This is a genomic window from Saccharothrix sp. CB00851, from assembly GCF_001905065.1.
Classification (GTDB): Bacteria; Actinomycetota; Actinomycetes; order Mycobacteriales; family Pseudonocardiaceae; genus Actinosynnema.
In genome coordinates, this window is the sequence record NZ_LWLC01000009.1 from 137,581 (window position 1) to 154,395 (window position 16,815).

General features: G+C 72.4%; 16 protein-coding genes and 1 pseudogene. 9 read left to right on the forward strand and 8 right to left on the reverse strand.

The genetic code is table 11. The features are described 5' to 3' along the window. Positions 1 to 7: 7 nt before the first annotated feature. Together A6A25_RS10905 and A6A25_RS10910 are read left to right on the forward strand one after the other, a co-directional pair. Positions 8 to 1,162: a trans-sulfuration enzyme family protein gene (locus A6A25_RS10905; protein ID WP_073888222.1), complete on the forward strand. Its 1,155-nt coding sequence runs from the start codon at positions 8 to 10 to the stop codon at positions 1,160 to 1,162. Next, on the forward strand, positions 1,159 to 2,127 hold the full coding sequence (locus A6A25_RS10910) for a homocysteine S-methyltransferase family protein (protein ID WP_083668231.1): 969 nt from the start codon (positions 1,159 to 1,161) through the stop codon (positions 2,125 to 2,127). The genes A6A25_RS10905 and A6A25_RS10910 overlap by 4 nt, the downstream gene beginning before the upstream one ends. Here the strand turns inward: A6A25_RS10910 and A6A25_RS10915 are convergent. The 5 genes from A6A25_RS10915 to A6A25_RS10935 form a co-directional block, all read right to left on the reverse strand. Continuing rightward, positions 2,032 to 3,396, reverse strand: a complete 1,365-nt coding sequence (locus A6A25_RS10915; protein ID WP_073888151.1) for a metallopeptidase TldD-related protein — start codon at positions 3,394 to 3,396, stop codon at positions 2,032 to 2,034. The genes A6A25_RS10910 and A6A25_RS10915 overlap by 96 nt on opposite strands. Beyond that, positions 3,396 to 4,916: a TldD/PmbA family protein gene (locus A6A25_RS10920; protein WP_083668232.1), complete on the reverse strand. Its 1,521-nt coding sequence runs from the start codon at positions 4,914 to 4,916 to the stop codon at positions 3,396 to 3,398. Before A6A25_RS10920 ends, A6A25_RS10915 begins: the two co-directional genes overlap by 1 nt. A gap of 9 nt (positions 4,917 to 4,925) precedes the next feature. Further along, positions 4,926 to 5,459, reverse strand: a complete 534-nt coding sequence (locus A6A25_RS10925; protein WP_073888153.1) for an EF-hand domain-containing protein — start codon at positions 5,457 to 5,459, stop codon at positions 4,926 to 4,928. 150 nt (positions 5,460 to 5,609) lie between these two features. Then, complete coding sequence (locus A6A25_RS10930) at positions 5,610 to 6,080, reverse strand: PPOX class F420-dependent oxidoreductase (protein WP_241828588.1); 471 nt, start codon at positions 6,078 to 6,080, stop codon at positions 5,610 to 5,612. Then, positions 6,077 to 6,916 carry a methyltransferase domain-containing protein gene (locus A6A25_RS10935; RefSeq protein WP_073888155.1) on the reverse strand — a complete coding sequence of 280 codons (840 nt, stop codon included), beginning with the start codon at positions 6,914 to 6,916 and terminating at the stop codon, positions 6,077 to 6,079. The genes A6A25_RS10930 and A6A25_RS10935 overlap by 4 nt, the downstream gene beginning before the upstream one ends. A gap of 261 nt (positions 6,917 to 7,177) precedes the next feature. Here A6A25_RS10935 and A6A25_RS10940 point away from each other — a divergent pair, with 261 nt between their 5' ends. The 3 genes from A6A25_RS10940 (at position 7,178) to A6A25_RS10950 (ending at position 9,215) form a co-directional block, all read left to right on the forward strand. Then, positions 7,178 to 8,002 (forward strand): methyltransferase domain-containing protein, encoded by an 825-nt coding sequence (locus A6A25_RS10940; RefSeq protein ID WP_083668233.1) that lies wholly within the window; start codon positions 7,178 to 7,180, stop codon positions 8,000 to 8,002. A 58-nt stretch (positions 8,003 to 8,060) separates the two neighbouring features. Continuing rightward, positions 8,061 to 8,891 (forward strand): SAM-dependent methyltransferase, encoded by an 831-nt coding sequence (locus tag A6A25_RS10945; RefSeq protein ID WP_073888157.1) that lies wholly within the window; start codon positions 8,061 to 8,063, stop codon positions 8,889 to 8,891. Positions 8,892 to 8,963: 72 nt separating this feature from the next. Further along, the gene (locus A6A25_RS10950; protein WP_073888159.1) at positions 8,964 to 9,215 is read left to right on the forward strand and encodes a hypothetical protein; all 252 of its coding nucleotides are present in this window, start codon (positions 8,964 to 8,966) and stop codon (positions 9,213 to 9,215) included. Between the two features lie 37 nt (positions 9,216 to 9,252). Here the strand turns inward: A6A25_RS10950 and A6A25_RS10955 are convergent, their stop codons facing one another. After that, a complete protein-coding gene (locus tag A6A25_RS10955; protein WP_380734986.1) occupies positions 9,253 to 9,807 on the reverse strand; it encodes a sigma-70 family RNA polymerase sigma factor in 555 nt (184 codons plus the stop codon). Between the two features lie 62 nt (positions 9,808 to 9,869). Here A6A25_RS10955 and A6A25_RS10960 point away from each other — a divergent pair, with 62 nt between their 5' ends. Continuing rightward, a complete protein-coding gene (locus A6A25_RS10960) occupies positions 9,870 to 10,592 on the forward strand; it encodes a zf-HC2 domain-containing protein (protein WP_073888161.1) in 723 nt (240 codons plus the stop codon). 209 nt (positions 10,593 to 10,801) lie between these two features. Here the strand turns inward: A6A25_RS10960 and A6A25_RS10965 are convergent, their stop codons facing one another. Both A6A25_RS10965 and A6A25_RS10970 read right to left on the reverse strand, forming a co-directional pair. Next, the gene (locus A6A25_RS10965; RefSeq protein WP_073888163.1) at positions 10,802 to 12,007 is read right to left on the reverse strand and encodes an ATP-grasp domain-containing protein; all 1,206 of its coding nucleotides are present in this window, start codon (positions 12,005 to 12,007) and stop codon (positions 10,802 to 10,804) included. Further along, positions 12,004 to 13,083, reverse strand: a complete 1,080-nt coding sequence (locus A6A25_RS10970; RefSeq protein ID WP_073888165.1) for a cysteine synthase family protein — start codon at positions 13,081 to 13,083, stop codon at positions 12,004 to 12,006. Before A6A25_RS10970 ends, A6A25_RS10965 begins: the two co-directional genes overlap by 4 nt. Before the next feature lie 294 nt (positions 13,084 to 13,377). Between A6A25_RS10970 and A6A25_RS10975 the strand changes: the two genes are divergently transcribed. The 3 genes and pseudogenes from A6A25_RS10975 to A6A25_RS10985 all read left to right on the forward strand — a co-directional run bounded on the left by A6A25_RS10975 (position 13,378) and on the right by A6A25_RS10985 (position 16,811). Further along, positions 13,378 to 14,487, forward strand: coding sequence for a FecCD family ABC transporter permease (locus tag A6A25_RS10975; protein ID WP_206745042.1), 1,110 nt, complete (start codon positions 13,378 to 13,380; stop codon positions 14,485 to 14,487). 71 nt (positions 14,488 to 14,558) lie between these two features. Then, positions 14,559 to 15,551: pseudogene (locus A6A25_RS10980) on the forward strand (ABC transporter ATP-binding protein); the annotation flags it as partial. Positions 15,552 to 15,593: 42 nt separating this feature from the next. Beyond that, positions 15,594 to 16,811: an ABC transporter substrate-binding protein gene (locus tag A6A25_RS10985; protein WP_073888169.1), complete on the forward strand. Its 1,218-nt coding sequence runs from the start codon at positions 15,594 to 15,596 to the stop codon at positions 16,809 to 16,811. Positions 16,812 to 16,815: the final 4 nt, after the last annotated feature.

Consider the following 16,815-nt stretch of genomic DNA (forward strand, 5'->3'; position numbering starts at 1 on the left):
CCGCCCGATGCGGTTCGACACGAAACTGGTCCACGAAGGACAGCGGACGCGGCCCGGTGCCGGCGACGTGGTCCCGCCGATCCACGTCTCGGTGACCTTCGACCAGTTCGCCCAGGACCCGGCGCGGTACTACTACGCGCGCGGGGAGAGCCCGACCAGGGAAGACCTGGAAGCCTGCCTGGCGGCGCTGGAGGACGTCCGGTTCGCCGCGGTGTTCTCGTCCGGCCAGGCGGCCGCGTCGGCGGTGCTGTCCCTGCTGGAGCCCGGTAGCCGCGTGATCGCGTCGGACGACGTCTACGGGGGCACCTACGCGCTGTTCGAGCTGTGCCGCCGCCGCGGGGTGGACGTCCGGCAGGTCGACCTGTCCGACGTGGGCGCGGCAGCGGCGGCGCTGTCCGGCGAGGTCGACCTGGTGTGGGTGGAGACGCCGACGAACCCGCTGATGAAGATCGCGGACATCGCCGCGATCAGCGCCGCCGCCCACCGCGCCGGTGCCATCGTGGTGGTGGACAACACCTTCGCCAGCCCAGCGCTGCAACAGCCGCTCGCCGCGGGTGCGGACGTGAGCCTGCACAGCACCACCAAGTTCATCGCGGGCCACTCCGACGTGCTCGGCGGCGCGCTGGTCCTGGACGACCCGGCCCTGCACCGACGGCTGGTCGAACACCGGACGGTCGTCGGCGGCGTGCCCGGGGCGCTCGACTGCTACCTGGTGCACCGGGGATTGAAGACGCTGTCGCTGCGGGTCGCGCGGCAGGTGGCCAACGCGCGGGCGGCGGTCGAGGCGTTGACCGCGTCACCGTTCGCCGGCGCCGTGCACTACCCGGGGCTGCCGGACCACCCGCAGTGCGAGCTGGCCGCGCGCCAGATGTCGGCGCCCGGGTCGATGGTCGGCTTCGAGTACCTCGGTGACGTGCGGGAACTGCTGCGCCGCACGGAGCTGTTCGCGCCGGCGGTGAGCCTGGGCGGTGTCCGGTCGCTCATCGAGGTCCCCGCCTCGATGAGCCACCGGCCGGTGCCACCCGAGGTCCGGGCGCGGGCCGGGATCGTGGACAACCTCGTGCGGCTGTCGTTCGGCATCGAGGACCCCGTGGACCTGGTGGAGGACCTGACCGCCGCGATGGCGGTGGCCTCGCGCGTGGAGAGGATCGGTGCGCGATGACTGTGTTGCTGGACGGCGGGCTGGCGACGGAGCTGCAGCGCGCCGGACTGCCGGTGCGTCGCCCGTGGTGGACGACGAGGGCGTTGCTGACCGACGCCAACCGGGCGGTGCTGCGCGAGGTGCACGAGCGGTACCTGCGGTCGGGTGCGCGGGTGATCACGGCAGCCACGTTCCGCTGCAACGAGCGGGCGTTGCGCGCCAACGGGTTGCAGGCGGCCGGGCTGGGCTGGATGGTGCACGCCGCGGTCGGCGTCGCGCAGGCCGCACGTCGCTCGGCCGAGGTGCCGGACGCACTGGTCGGCGCGTCGATGGCGCCGGTCGAGGACTGCTACCGCCCCGACCTGGTGCCACCGGACGACGAGCTGCGGCGCGAGCACGCCTGGCTGGCGACGGAGCTGGTGCGGGCACGGGTGGACCTGGTGCTCATCGAAACCATGAACACCCTGCGCGAGGCGCGGATCGCACTCGAAGCCGTCCGGTCGGTCGGCGCCCGCGCCTGGGTGAGCTTCGCGTGCGTGGACGGCGCCACGCTGCTGTCGGGGGAGGACCTGGGCCGGGCGGCCCGCGTGGTCGAGGAGGAAGGCGCGGAGGTCGTGCTGGTCAACTGCACGCCGTTCACGCGGACCGAGCGCTGCCTGGAAGCGCTGCGGGCGAACTGCGCCGGCGCGATCGGCGCCTACCCGAACCTGGAACAGCGCTCGGGGGAGCACTCCGACGACCTGCTGCCCACGGCCGTGGGCCCCGAGGAGTTCGCGGCCGAGCTTAGCCGGTGGCGGACGGACTACGGCGCCGCCGTGCTGGGTGGCTGTTGCGGCAGCACCCCGGCGCACATCGACGCGCTGCGCGTGGCGCTCGGGGATCGCCCGCCGTCACACCGCGCCGCTGACGGCCGACAGGGTGAAGTCCTCGATCCGCAGGGCGGGCATGGCGGTCCGGTACTCCCGGTCGCCCCACTCCCTGGGTAGCGTCGGCTCCGGGCGGCCGACCTCGGTGACGCGGGCCAGCAGGTCGACCGGGCACTCGTCGAACCTGAAGTCGTGCGCCGTTCCGACGACCTCGCCGCCCTTCACCACGTGCACGCCGTCCCGCGTCACGCCGGTGAGCAGCAGCCGTGACGGGTCCACCTCCCGCAGGTACCACAGCGAGGTCACCAGCAGGCCGTGGTCGGTGCTCGCCACCAGTTCGTCCAGCGTGCGATCGGTGGCGGGGCCGGACAGCACCAGGTTCCCGATCCGCGGCGTGAACGGCAGACCGGTCGTCCGCGCCGCGTGCCGCGTGGTGACCAGGTTGGCCAACGTCCCGTCGCTGATCCACTCGGTGCGCCGCAGCGGCGTGCCGTTGTCGAAGCAGGACGCACCCGGTCCCGGTGCGCGGACGACGGTGAAGGGCAGGCAGCCCAGACCGGGCGCGGCGGGGTCGCTCGCCAGGGTCAGGTGCGCCTCGGTGAGCCGCTCGCCGAGGCGGGTGCCGCCGTCCGGTCCGCTGAACACCGTGCCCCCGGCCAGCGACTCCTGGAGGTCGGCGGCTCCGTGGAGGTGGATCATGAGGTCGGCGACGCAGGACGGCGCCAGGATGACCTCGTAGCGACCGGGGGACAGGTCGACGTGGTGGCGTGACGGGTCCAACCGGGCGGCGATGCCGGTGTAGCCCGCGAGCAGGTCCGCCTGCGCCGGGTCGGCCAGGTCCGTGCCCACCCATCCGGAGGCGGTGTCGTCGGCCCGGTGCACGGTCAGGTCCAGCACGCCGTCCGGTTGCGCGTGGCGCAGCCGCAGCCCGGAGGACGACGCGAGGTAGGTCGTGCGGAGCTGGTGCTCGGCGTAGCCGGAGGCGGACTCGCCCCGCGCCCGCGCCTGGTCGAAGACCTCCACCAGCTGCCCCACGACCCCGGCCAACGCTGCCGAGGACGTCCCGGCCGGGGGCCGCGACCAGTCCCGTTCCGCGGCGGTGGGCAGGGGATGGGCGTCCGGTGGGGGTGCGGCCCGGCGCGCGGTGGCCCTCGCCTCCGCCACCGCCGCACGCACCGCGTCCCGGTCCAGCGCGCCCTCCCGGGAGACCACGCCGATCCCCGCCCCGGGCACCGACTCGATCACGGTGAGGGTGCGGCTGTGCACGACACCGTTGCCGGTCACCGCGTTCCCCGCCCACCGCAGGTGCGCGGTCGACGTCTCGTCCACGATCGCGATTCGGTCGCCCGGTCCGGTCAGCGCCGACTCCGCGATCTCCTGGGGTGTCATCACGAGCCCGCCGTGTTCCGCACCCGCACGCCCTGGAAGACCGCGGTCGGGCAGCCGTGGCTCACCGCGGCCGTCTGCACCGGCTGACCCTTCCCGCACAGGTCGGCCCCGAACACCTGGTAGGTCCCCGCACCGCCGATCGCCGACAGCGCACCCCAGAACGCCCGGGTGTCCGACTGGTAGGCGACGCCGCTGAGCTGACCGGCCAGCTCGCCGCGGTGGACGCGGTGCGCCTGCTGGGCGGTGAACTGGAAGTTGCCCCGCCGCGCGTCGATCGACCAGCTGTCGGACCCGACGAGGTAGATGCCGTCGTCCACGGCCGAGATCAGCTCCTCGGTGGTGGGACCGCCGGGGGCGGGCGCGAGGGAGACGTTGGGCATCCGCGTGATCGCGGGCCTCAACGCCGACTCGGCGAACGCGCAGCCCACCGAGCGCGTCGCACCGGCGACGCGGGCGGTGCGGCGGTCGTACTGCGAGCCGACCAGCACGCCGTCACGCACGAGGTCCCAGGACTGCGCGGCCACTCCCTGGTCGTCGTAGGCGACGGTGGCCAGGCCGTGCGGGGTGGTCCGGTCGGCGGTGACCGTCATCAGCGGCGTCCCGTAGCGCAGCCCGCCCACATCGCCCGGACGGACGAAGCTGGTGCCCGCGTAGGAGGCCTCGTGGCCGAGCACCCGGTCCAGCTCCGTGGCATGACCGACCGACTCGTGGATGGTCAGCCACAACTGCGACGGGTCGATCACCAGGTCGTACGTGCCGGGGACCACCGGCCGCGCGTGCTGCTTGGCGCGCAGCAGACCCGGCAGGGCGGCCAGTTCGGCGTCCCAGTCCCACCCCTCGCCGAGCAGGTACTCCCACCCCCGTCCGGTGGGCGGCCCCACCGTGCGCAGCGTGGTCGACCCACCGGCAACCACCACCTGCGGGTGCACACGCACCCGTCGCTGCACGGTGGACGTGCCCGCGAGGTCGGCGAAGAACTTGTCCTCCTGCACCGCGACGACCTTGGCTCGCACGTGCTCGACGCCCGGCGCGGCGAGCAGGCGCGCGCTCCACGCCGCCAGCAGCTCGGCGCGTTCGGCTTCGGGCACGGAGAACGGGTTGATCCGGAAGCCCGACGACCAGGTGCCGTCGTGGACGGGCTCGGGAACGGGTTCCTCCTCCCGGCCGAGCGCCGAGCAGAACCTCGCCTGGTCGACCGCACGACCGGCGGTGTCACGCGCCGACCGCGCCGTCACCTCACCCGATGCGGCGAACCCCCAGACCCCGTCGTGCCACACCTGCACCGAGAGACCGGTGACCGCGGAATCGTGCGCGGTGTGGACGGATCCGTCGAACAGCACCAGCTGCCCGGTCCGCACGCGGTCGAGCCGGAACGACGCGTGCCTCGCGCCGAGCCGGCGGGCACCGTCCAACGCGGCCTCGGCGAGCAGGCGGGCGGTCGCGGTCGTGCGGGACCCGGTCGGGGATGACCGCGGCCGCCGGGCACACCCGGCGGCCGCGTCGCGAACCCGCTCACCCACTTCGACGGCTCACAGGCTGCCCGCCAGTTCGGTGCCGGCGGAGCTCGGGTCGTCGCTGAGGTAGAACTCCTTGGTGGCGGCGGCGAACTCCTTCCGGGTCACGAAGCCGTCGCCATCGGCGTCCAGCTTGTCGAACACCGACCGCGACTCGCTCTCGGACATGCCGCCCTGGGACTGCGCCGCGATCATCTCCTCCAGGGTGATCTTGCCGTCGCTGTCGGAGTCGGCCGCGTCGAAGGCGGCCAGGGAGAAGGGCACGGCGACGTTGTCCACGAAGCCCGGGTCCTCGGCGGCGGCGGCCCACTCCTCCTTGCTGATCGCCTGGTCGCTGTCCTTGTCGGTGTGCCGCTGGATCCCCATCCACATGTCGGAGGCCAGTTTGGCGAGCCTGGTCCCTTCGGGCGAGGCCGCGGTCACCCCGAGCGCCTTGCGCCACTTGTCGGCCAACGCCGTGATGTCGCTCTGGTCGATCCGACCGTCGTGGTCGGCGTCGAACCGCTCGAAGACCTTGTCGTACTTGCGTTGCTTGAGGTCGCTGGTCATCTGTTGTCTCCTTCACTCGACACACCGCCGGTGGCCCGTTCGCTCCTGGGCGGTGCGCGGCACAGTCCGGTCAAGCCGGGTGATCCACCAGTGGTCACCGGCCGATCGTGGCCCGCGTGGTGCCGGGCGGAGGTGCTTCACCGGTGGCCGTCACGGTGTGCTCACCGGCTGCGCCGCCGCGTCCGGGACGGCGAGGCCGGCGCGGGCGACCACCTTGGTGATCCGGCCGCGCACCAGCACCTCGCCGAGTTCCTCGCTGCGCAGCGCGATCGCATCGGCGTAGGCCTCGCCCAGGTACCGCGCCGCGATGCGCCGGGCCCAGGTGCGCACTTGCTCTCGCTCGCCTTCCACCCGCGCTTCACCTTCGAGGAGGACGAACGCGAAGGGCGGCCGTTCGTCGTCCACGCAGAGGGCGAAGTGCGGGTGGTGTCGCAGCGCCCTGCCCTTGACGGTGGCCGGACCCGTGAAGAACAGCACCTCCGAGCCGTCCACGACGAACGAGACGGGCGCGACGTGTGGCCGGCCGTCGGCGCGGACGGTGGCCAGCTTGCCGGTGCGCGTCCCGTGGCCGATGAAGGCCCGCCACTCGGCGTCGGACATCTCGCGCATGGCCGCGCTCATGGTCGTCCGGCCTTGGGCGCGAGTTGAGCGGTGATCAGGAGGTACTCCATCCCCGTGGCCACGGCGTCGTCGTAGACGTCCAGCACACGCGCCATGTGCTCGACCGTGTCCGCGCCGTACCGCCGGGACCACTCCTCGGCGTTGCCCTCCAGGGCCTGCCTGGTCAAGTCCGTGGTGCGCGAGGTGCTCGCGGTGATGTCGACGACCTCCAGGACGTCGAACCCCGCCGCACCGAGGAGGGCCAGCAGTTCCGGCCGCGGCAGGGCGGTGATCAGCATCCGCTCGCGGAGATCCCGTTGCTGCCGCTCGCTGAGCGGTCCGCACCGGGCCACGTCGGTCATCGCGAACCACGACCCCGGCCGCAGCACCCGGGCCGTTTCGCCCAGCACCGCGGCGCGGTCCGGCATGTGCGGCATGCTCTCCAAGGCCCACGCGCCGTCGAAGCTTTCGTCCGGGAACGGCAGCGCGGCGGCGTCGGCCAGTTCGAAGGTGACCCGGTGGCGCAGCCCCGCCTCGCGCGCGGCCTCGGTGGCCGCGGCCACCTGGCCCGGTGCGATCGTCACCCCGACGACGTCGGCGCCGGTCTTGCGCGCGAACCGGAGGGCCGGGTGGCCCACGCCGCACCCCACGTCCAGCAGGCGCTGTCCCGTTGCGAGCGGGACCCGCTCGATCATCAGGTCGGTCAGCCGTTCCTGCGCCTGGTCCTTGTCGGTGGTGTCGTCCGGGTCGGTCCAATAGCCGAAGTGCAGGTTGGGACCCCAGATCAGCTCGACGAGCGCGGTGGTCCGCTCGTACATCTGGGCGACCTCGGCGCCCAGCGCGCTGGTGTCAGTCATTCCCCGGCTCCCGGTGGCGGCGGTCACACGAACATCCACAAGCTATCAGTTTTTAAACTGATCAAGCCCGGCGTGTGCGGTGCGCGGGCGGGTGATGACCGCATTTCACTCGCTTGAGGGACAGGTGTTGTCGGTTCACCCGTCCGGCTACAAGCGACAGTTGTCCGCAGGAAGTTGGATGATGTTGTAGTTAGATCGGAGGTGAGGACGTCCGACGCCGCGAGCGGCTCGTGCGCTCGCGAACCGGGAGGAGATCGGGTCGTGTCCAGCCCCACCAGGCAGGAGGCCGACGAGGTCGGCGAGATCTACGACGGGATGAGCGACCTGGTCGACGTTTACCACGGCAACATCCACCTCGGCTACTGGGCCGATGACGAGGACCCGACGCCCTTGCGCGACGCGCTGGAGCGGATGACCGACCTCGTGGTCGACACGCTCGCGCTCACCCCGGGGCAGCACCTGGTGGACGTGGGCTGCGGCGTGGGCGAGCCCGCGATCCGGATCGCGGAGCGGTTCGGCGTCCGGATCACCGGGATCTCCAACAGCGCCTGGCACGTCGCGGAAACCACCCGCCGGGCCGCTGCCGCCGGTGTGGGCGACCTGGTGACCGCGCGCCACGCCGACGCCGGCGCGCTGCCGTTCCCGAACGCCACCTTCGACGCCCTGCTCGCCTTCGACTCGCTGCCCAACGCCGTCGACAGAGAACAGTGGCTGCGGGAGATGAACCGGGTGCTCCGCCCCGGCGGGCGGTTCGCCGTCACCGACTACACCGCCGAGGTGCCGCTGACACCGGCCGACCTGGAGGCGATCGCCACGCACGGGATCTTCGACCCGCCCACCGCGCCGGCGCTGTGCGACCTGGTGGCCGGCGCCGGGCTCGTGGTGGAGCAGCGGCGCGACTGGGGCGCTCGGGCTCGCCGCACGTACGACGAAGTGGCGTCGCTGTTCGACAACCGCCGCGCGGCCCTGGCCGACGCCTACGGAGCCGAGCGGATGCGGGCGTTCGAGGACAGCCTGGCCCCGGTGTTCGAGGTGTGCCGCGCCAAGCTCGGTTACCTGCTGGTGGCCGGGCACAGGCCCGGCTGACCGATCCCGCCCACGTCCCCACGGTCGCACGCCGACGCACGGCCCGGAAGGCAACCCGATGACCACCGAGTACGTTCCCAGCAGCGCCGAGGTCGTGGCGTTCTACGACAACGCCCTGCCGCTCATCGTCAGGCTGGCCGGTGACAACGTCCACTACGGGTACTGGTACTCCCGCGAGGACACCAGCACGCTGCACGAGGCCATGGACAACCTGACCGACGTGATGATCCAGCGCCTGGGCGTCACGGCGGGCCAACGGGTGCTCGACGTCGGGTGCGGGCTCGGCGCGCCCGCTCGGCGGCTGGCCCGGGCGTGCGGCGTGGAGGTCGTGGGTATCTCGACGAGTCCGGTGATGGTCCGCGAGGCGACCGTGCGGGCACGGGCGGCAGGCCTCGACGGGCAGGTGCGCTTCGAAGTCGCCGACGCCGAGGCACTGCCCTTCGAGGACGCCTCGTTCGACGCGGCGTGGGCCATCGAGTCCCTGGTGCACATGGCCGACCGGCCGCGCGTGTTCCGGGAGATCGGCCGGGTGTTGCGGCCGGGAGGACGGTTGGCGCTGACGGACTTCTACGAGCGGATCCCGTTCACCGGTGAGCGGCTGAGGATGATCGAGCAGTACCGCCGGGCCGCGCTGAACACGCCGTTCCACCGGCTGGAGGAGTACCCGCCGATGCTGCGGGACGCGGGCCTGCACCTGACCGAGTACCTCGACATCAGCGAGCAGACCGACCGGCACAACCCGATGCTGCTGGAACGCCTGCGTGCCCACCGCGAGGAGCTGACCGCCGAGTACGGTGCCGAAACGGTCGCCGCGCTGGACGAGGTGTTCACCAACTGCGCCCGCACCGGAGAACCCCACTACATGCTTATGACGGCCTACCGGAGCTGACCTCGGCGCGGCCACGTCGGGCCGGTACGCTCGGTGCATGGTCCGGCTTGTCGGCGTGATGGGTCGCTCGTGATGGTGGTCGTGGCCGGCGTGCTCGCGGTGGTCCTGGTGGCGGGCTGCGGCCTGGTGATCGGGCTGGGCGGCGTCGGTGACCTGGTCGCGCGGATGACGCCGATGGTGAAACTGGCCGCGTTCGGAGGTGTGCTGGTGCTGGTGGCGGCCGCCGCCTGGAGCCTCGGTTCGGCGGTGGGTCCGATCGGCGACCGGCCCTCACCGGCGGTGCCCGAGTCCGGCCACGAAGGCGATGCCGGACACGGCAGGTGATCACCACCGCGGTTCCGGGACGGCCGCGCTCGACGCGTCAGCCGACCTCGGTCGCCTCGTCGTCGCCGGTGGCCCGGAGCAGGTCGCCGCGGGCCCGTGCGACGCGGGAGCGGATGGTGCCCACCGGGCAGCCGGCGATCTCGGCGGCCTCGGCGTAGGACAGGCCGAGAACCTGGGTGAGCACCAGGGCTTCGCGGCGGTCCGGGTCGAGTGCGTCGAGCAGCATGTTCAGCGCGACGGTGTCCTCGAAGCCGGTGTCGGCGGCCTTGCGGTCGGCCTCCTGCGCCCAGTCCGCGCCCGAGGAGAGCCTGGGTCGTGACTGCGCCATGCGGATGTGGTCCACCACGACGCGGCGGGCGATGACCAGCAGCCAGGTCCGGGCCGAGGAACGCCCGGCGAAGCGGTGCAGGCTGGTGAGGGCGCGGGCGTAGGTCTCCTGCGCGAGGTCGTCGGCGAGCCCGACGTCGGACAAGTGGGCGATGAACCGCCACACGTCGCGCTGGGTGGCGCGGACGAACCGCTCAAGGGCGGTCCGGTCGCCGGAGCGCGCGTCGAGTGCCCAGCGCGTTGCCTCGTCGTCGAAGGCTTTCACGATTCGGATGGTAACGACGCGATGTCTGGAACCGGTGAGCCGAATGGAGCGACTATAGGTGTGTGGACTGCCAATCCTGCCGTGAAGCGCTCTCGGCTCGCCTGGACGGCGAGACCGAGCCCGTACCCGCCGCCGAGACGGACGCGCATCTGGCACGGTGCCCCGCCTGCACCCGGTGGCAGGCGAGCGCACAGGCGCTGACCAGGACCATCCGCGTCCGGCCCGTCGAGCCGGAACCGGACCTGGTCGACGCCGTGCTGGCCGCCGCCCCACCACGCCACACCGCGCTGAAACCGCGCCTCGCCCTCGCCGCGGTCGCCATCGTCCAGCTGTGGCTCGGGCTCGCCCAACTGCTCGCCGGTGCCACCGGCGGGCAGTCCGGGCACGGGACCACCCACCTGTTCAACGAGGGCGCCGCGTGGAACCTCGCGCTGGGCATCGGCTTGATGGTCGCCGCGGTGCACGCGCACCGCGCCGCGGGGCTGCTGCCCACCTTGGGCGGTTTCGTCACGGTGCTGGTCGCGTTCTCGGTCAACGACCTGCTCGCCGGCACCGCGACCGCCACCCGCGTCGTCTCGCACCTGCCCCTGGTGGCGGGTCTGGCCCTGCTCTACCTCGTCGCCCGCGCCCACCGGGGACAGCCGACACCGGGAACCCCGGCCGAGCACGACCACGACCGCGATCACCACGACGACTCCGACGGCGACGACCTCACGCCGCAGCCGGGCGGGCGCCGCGGCCGGGGAGGCCACCTGCGACCCACCGCCCACCGACGGGCCGCCTGAACCACGGACACGCCGGGACCGTCCCGACCCGCTGTCCCGGCGTGGGCACGCGCGGCGAACAGCGCGCCGGGGGACGCCGACCGGCCAGTGACCCGGGACGGTCACCGGCGAGTCCAGCAGGACCGCGACGGCGCGAGCCCTCCCGGGCGTGACCACGAGACGGCCGGAGCAGCGATCCGGCCGGGTCCCACAACGCCGGCGACGCGCGGTCACACCGCCGCGTCGACGCGTTCGCCGACCCGGACCACCGGGATGATGCCGCCGGCGGCGGCTTGGGCGCGGTGCAGGGCGAGTTCGGCGGTGGGGCCCTCGGCGAGGACGATGCCGGTGCCGGAGCGCTGGTCGGTCAGGTGCTCCAGGGCGTCGCCGGGGCTCGCGGTGGGGTACCACTCGGGGTTGCCGGGCAGTTCGGGCAGTCGGTCGAGGCCGGTCCAGCCTTCCAGCACGCCGGGTTCGCGCGGGTAGACGACCACGAACCCGGTGGCGGTGCCGGTGTGATCCGGGTGGTCGAGCAGGGCGGGTCGGGTGCCGAGGGCGACTTGGACCATCGCGTCGTAGGCGTTGACGCCCAAGGCGCGGCACAGGGCCTCGCCGACGAGGGCACCGCCGATGCGGGCGTTGACCTCGACGACCTCGGGACCGGTGGCGGTGAGCACGAACTCGGTGTGCGCGAAGCCGCGGTCGTGGCCCGCGGCGTGCAGCACCCGGCTGATCCAGTCGGCGAGTGCGGCGTGGTCGGCGTCCGGGAAGGCGACCGGGAACCCGGAAGCCTCCTCGCGGCGCAGCGGTTCGGGGGACATCACCCGGCTGAGCAGGCCGAGCAACCGCGTCTCACCGTGCCAGGTGATGGTCTCGGCGCTGTAGAGAGGGCCTTCGAAGTACGGTTCCGCGATCAGGCGGCCCTTGAGCGGCGTGGCGGCGGCTTCCAGCATGGCGGCGTCACGTTGGGAGGGCGTGCGTGCCAGCCACACCGCGCGCGACGAAGTGCCCGCGGAATCCTTGAGCACCAACGGGAAAACCTCGGTCGTGGCGGGGTCGAGCGGGCCGCTGCGGCTCAGGCCGTGCTCGTGCAGCCTGGCCCGGACCGCGGCCTTGTCGCGCAGGGTCCGGACGGCGTCGGGGGAGGGACCGGGCAGGCCGAGGCGTTCGGCCAGGTCCGCGCCGGGCAAGGCCCAGGTGTCGGTGGAGCTGATCAGCCCGACCAGGTCCGGCACGTCACGCAACGCCCGCTCGCACGCGGTGACGTCGGTGGTGTCGACGTCCACCACCCGGACCCGGTCGCCGTGGCGGGACAGTTCGTGGCGGTACGTCGAGCGATCTCCGGTGAGCAGGACCAGGTCGTGGCCGTGGGCGCGGGCCGCGTCGGCGAGGCGGCCGAGGCCCAAGGTGAGGGCTTCCAGCAGCACGATGGTCACGGCACGGGGTCCTTCCTGCGTTCGTGAGGACGTTCCTGGGTGGGGACGGCCGGGCGGTGGGTGCGTCGTGCCCAGTCGATCGCCGCCCACGGCGGGGCCAGCCGGTCCAGCGAGTCGATCTCCACGGGGGCCAGCAGCGCGGGGTCGAGGGCTTCGCGGTGGCGGGTGAAGACGCGTCCGGTGTAGCGGTGGCCGGTGTCGGCGCCGATGACCACGTGCGTGCGCAGGGGATCGCGCGCGACTTCCCACGTGGCGACGAGGTGGGCGGCGCCGGTGGACAGGCCGGCGAAGACGGCGTGGTCGCGCAGGAGGCCGACGGTGGCGGCCATGGCGTGCTGGAAGTCCAGCCAGTGGATGCGGTCGTACAGCTCGTGGTGGACGTTGTCGAAGTGGATGGCGCTGCCGATGCCCGCGATGATCGCGTCCGGGTCGGTGAACCGCTCGCTGCCGAACGTGACGCTGCCGAACGGCTGCACGCCCACCAGCCGGGTCAGCGGGTCGTGCTCGCGCAGTGCGCGGGTGAGCCCGCCGGTGGAGGCGCCGGTGCCGACGCTGCCCACCACGGTCAGCGGTTCGCCGGGTAACGCGCGCAGCAGCAAGTCGGCCAGCTCGGTGTAGCCGAGGTGGTGCACGGGGTCGTGGTACTGGCGCATCCAGTGCATGTCGGGCCGCCGGGCCAGCAGTTCCCGCACCCGGGCCACCCGTCGGCTCTGGTCCAGGCGCAGGTCGTCCGACGGCGGCATCTGGTCCACGCTGACACCGAGGATCTCCAGCTGGGCGCGCAGGGTGTCGTCGACCGTGGTGGAGGCGACGATGTGGCAGCGCAGGCCGTAGCGGTGGCAGGCCATCGCCAGCGCGAGGGCGTAGATGCCGCTGGAGCTGTCCACCACCGTCTGCCCCGGCCTGATCACCCCGGTCTCGATCAGGTGGCGCACCGCGCCGAGCGCGGCGTAGACCTTGAGCGTCTCGAAGCGGACCAGCACGGTGTTCGGGGTGAGCCGGACGAGCGCCGGGGTCTTGACGGCGTCGGTGATGTGCTCGTGGACCGGCGGGGCCACGGCGTGGTGGTCGAGCACGGTCCTCACCTTCCGATCGAGCCCGGGCAGCGGAACGTGCCCGGTGTCGTCGTGCGTATCAGGATCATGGTCGAGCCCTCTCGGGTGTGGTCGTGTCCGGTCCTAGTGGTCGTTGGCGAGGCGTCGTCGGTTCCCGTGGCGGTGGAATCGGGCGCCGGGGAACTTCTCCGCGCGGTGGAACGACCACTGCTGTGCCGAGGCGGAACCGCGCACGGGCCGGGAACCGGATAGCGGCGCGGCACGACTTCTGCGGTGGTGGCCGGTTGTACGCCGGAGGGAGGAGCAGGGTTCGCGGTGTCGGGTAGTGGTACGGGTGTCGAGGAGATGACCGACGACGGGATGACGGCCACCGCGCCGAGGAGCCGGCACGGCTTCGGGTACGTGGCCGGGCTGTTCGGGCTGCTGGTCTTGTTGCTGCTGGGCGTCGTCGTGGTGTTGATCGCCCAGGGTTCGATCGCCATCCCGGTCGGGGAGGTGCTGCGGATCCTGACCGGTCAGGACGCCGAGTCCGCGGTGAGCCGCACGATCGTGCTGGACGCGCGGCTGCCGAAGGTGGTGGCCGGGCTGCTGGCCGGTGCGGCGCTGGCGGTCGGTGGCGCGCAGATGCAGACGCTGTTCCGCAACCCGCTGGCCGACCCGTTCGTGCTGGGCGTCAGCTCCGGTGCGATCCTCGGTGCCGCGATCGTCATCCTGGGCACCGGCGGTGTCGGCTGGTTGTCGGGGTTGGGCGTGGTCAGCCAGTTGGGGGTGACCGGTGCGGCGGTCGCCGGGGCCGCCGGGGTGCTGTTGATCGCCCTGGGCATCGCCCGTCGCGTCGGCGATCCGGTGGTGGTGCTGGTGGTGGGCGTGATGTTAGGTTACCTGGCCGGTGCTGTGGTGGACATGCTCGTCTACTACACCGACCCCGACCGGTTGCAGGCGTTGGCCACCTTCACCCGCGGCTCCGTGCGCAACGTGACGTGGCACGAGCTGCAGGTCGTCGCCGTGTCCTGCGCGGTGGTGCTGGTGCTGTCGGTGTTCCTGGCCCAGCCGCTCAACGCCCTGCTGCTGGGCGAGCGGTACGCGGGCAGCCTGGGCATCAACGTCCGCCGCGTCCACTTCCTGTCCCTGGCGAGTGTCGCCGTGCTGTCGGGCGTGATCACCGCCTACTGCGGTGCCATCGGTTTCGTCGGTTTGGCCGCGCCGCACCTGGCGCGAGGGCTGGTGCGCACCAGCGACCACCGGTTGGTGCTGCCGGCGAGCGCGTTGATCGGTGCGGTGATCGTGCTGGTGGCCGAATACGTCGCCGGCGGCAACGGGTTGACCAGGACGTCGCTGCCGTTGAACTCGGTGACCGCGTTCGTCGGCGCGCCGGTGATCCTGTGGGTGCTGCTGTCGGGTCGGGCGAGGAGGCAGGCACGATGACCGGCGAACCCCGTCCGGCGTTGCAGGCGGTCGCGGTGAGCGCGGGCTACCGGCGACGCCGCCGGCACCCGGCCGTCACCGTGTTGCGCGACGTGCACCTGGCCGCCCGGCCGGGGGAGCTGATCACGTTGATCGGCCCCAACGGCGCGGGCAAGTCGACCCTGCTGCGCACTTTGGTGGGCGCCCAGCCGCCGTTGGGCGGTCACGTCCTGCTCGACGGTCGAGACCTGGCGGCACTCTCACCGCGTGAGCGTGCCCGCAGGCTCGCGGTCACGTTGACCGAACCCGTCGACGTGGGGCAGATGAGCGTCGACGCGGTGGTGGCGCTGGGCCGGATCCCCTACCGGTCGTGGCTCGGCCGGGAGAGCGCGCGGGACCGTGCCGCGGTCGACCGGGCACTGCTCGACGCGGGGGTCGCCGACCTGCGCGACCGTCCGTTGACCGACCTGTCCGACGGTGAGCGGCAGCGGGTGATGGTGGCCCGCGCCCTGGCGCAGGAACCCGCGGTGCTGGTGCTGGACGAGCCCACCGCGTTCCTGGACGTGGCCCGCCGCATCGAGTTCGCGGCGATGCTGACCCGGCTGAGCACGACCACCGGCACGGCGATCGTGCTGTCCACCCACGACCTGGCGTTCGCGCTGCGCCGCGCGGACCAGGTGTGGCTGGTCGGCGGTGACGGCACGGTGACCGCCGGCGCGCCCGAGGACCTCGCGTGCGGCGACGCGATCACGCGCGCCTTCACCGGCGAGAACATGTCCTTCGACGACGCGGCCGCCACGATCGTCGTCGCCGACGCCGAGGTGCCCGGCGCGACCGTGCGGGTGGTCGGCGAGGGACGGCTGCGGCAGTGGGCCGAACACGCCGCCCGGCGGGCCGGGTGGACACCCGTCCCGGCCACCGCCGACCACGTCCTGACCGTCGAACCCGGCACACCCTGTCGTTGGTGGGTCGACGGAACCCACGTGCCGGACGCGACCCGCGCACACGGAGTCGGCTTCGACTCCCTCGTCACCCACCTGCGCGGCTGCGCCACACCCCTGCGCGAAGACGCGCGGACCGGATGAGCACCCGCCACCAACCCCTCACGCACGCAGGAGAGCACCACCGTGAACACACTCACCCGCTCGGTCGTCGCGCTGCTCGCGCTACCCCTGGCGCTCGCCGGCTGCGCGAGCCCGGGTTCCGGCGCGTCGGGCAGCCAAGCGGAGGCCGAGGGTTGCGTCACCGACTACGCCGAGGGACGCGACTACTTCCCGGACAAGAGCACGGTCACCGAGTCCGAGCTCTGGCGGATCAGCTACCACAACTCCTACAAGACCATCACGCTCACCGACACCGAGAACGCCGACGGCCCCGAGCTGAAGTACGTGCTCTACCAGTGCGGTACACCGGCACCCGAGGCCACCGGCGACCTCGAAGGCGCGTTGGTCGTCCAGGTACCGGTCACCACCGTGTCGGTCACCTCGTTCAACGCCCTGGCCATGGTCGACCGACTGGGCAAGAACAAGACCATCACCGGGCTGAGCGGCCAGCTGCTGGGCAACGCCGAGAAGGACGAGTGGTACGCCGGGGTGGTCGAGGCCGCGGGCAAGCCGCTGTCGATCGGCGAGTACACCGACCTGGACAAGGAAGCCGTGCTGGGCCTGAAGAACCAGGTCATCCTGATGTCCGGGTTCGGCAAGGGCTTCGACGACATCAGCAACGCGCGTGCCGCCGGGATGCCGGGGGTGAGCGTGTCCAACCGGTTGGAGCGCCACGCCCTGGCCTCCGCGGAGTGGATCAAGATGGTGGCCGCGTTCTACAACGCCGAAGGCGCCGCCAACACCGAGTTCGACCGCATCAAGGCACGTTACGACGAGGTCGTCTCCACCGTCGCAGGCAAGATCGGCGACCGTGAGGTGGGCTACCTCTGCGTCGTGCCGGAGCGCGGCTGCGAGTTCGTCCACGGCCACGGCGCCGAAACCCTCGTCGGCAGGCTGCTCACCCAACTCGGCGTGGCCAACGTCTTCGCGCCCGACAACCCGGCGCCCAACGGCCAACCGTACGACTTCGAGAAGGCCGTGGGCACGGCGGCCGATGCCGACTTCTTCATCGTCTACGACCCGATGAAGACGACCCGCGACACGTTGACCGCCGACCCGCGCACGAACCAGTTCCGGCCGTTGCGGGAGAACAACTTCATCGCCGGTGTGGACGAGAACTTCGAGGAGTGCCGCGCCAAGACCTACCTCGACGTCGACGTGTTCATCCGGGACTTCGCCATCGGTCTGGCACCCGACCTGTTCCCGGGCGCCAAGGGCACCTGCTTCGCCCGCTCGTCCTGATCGA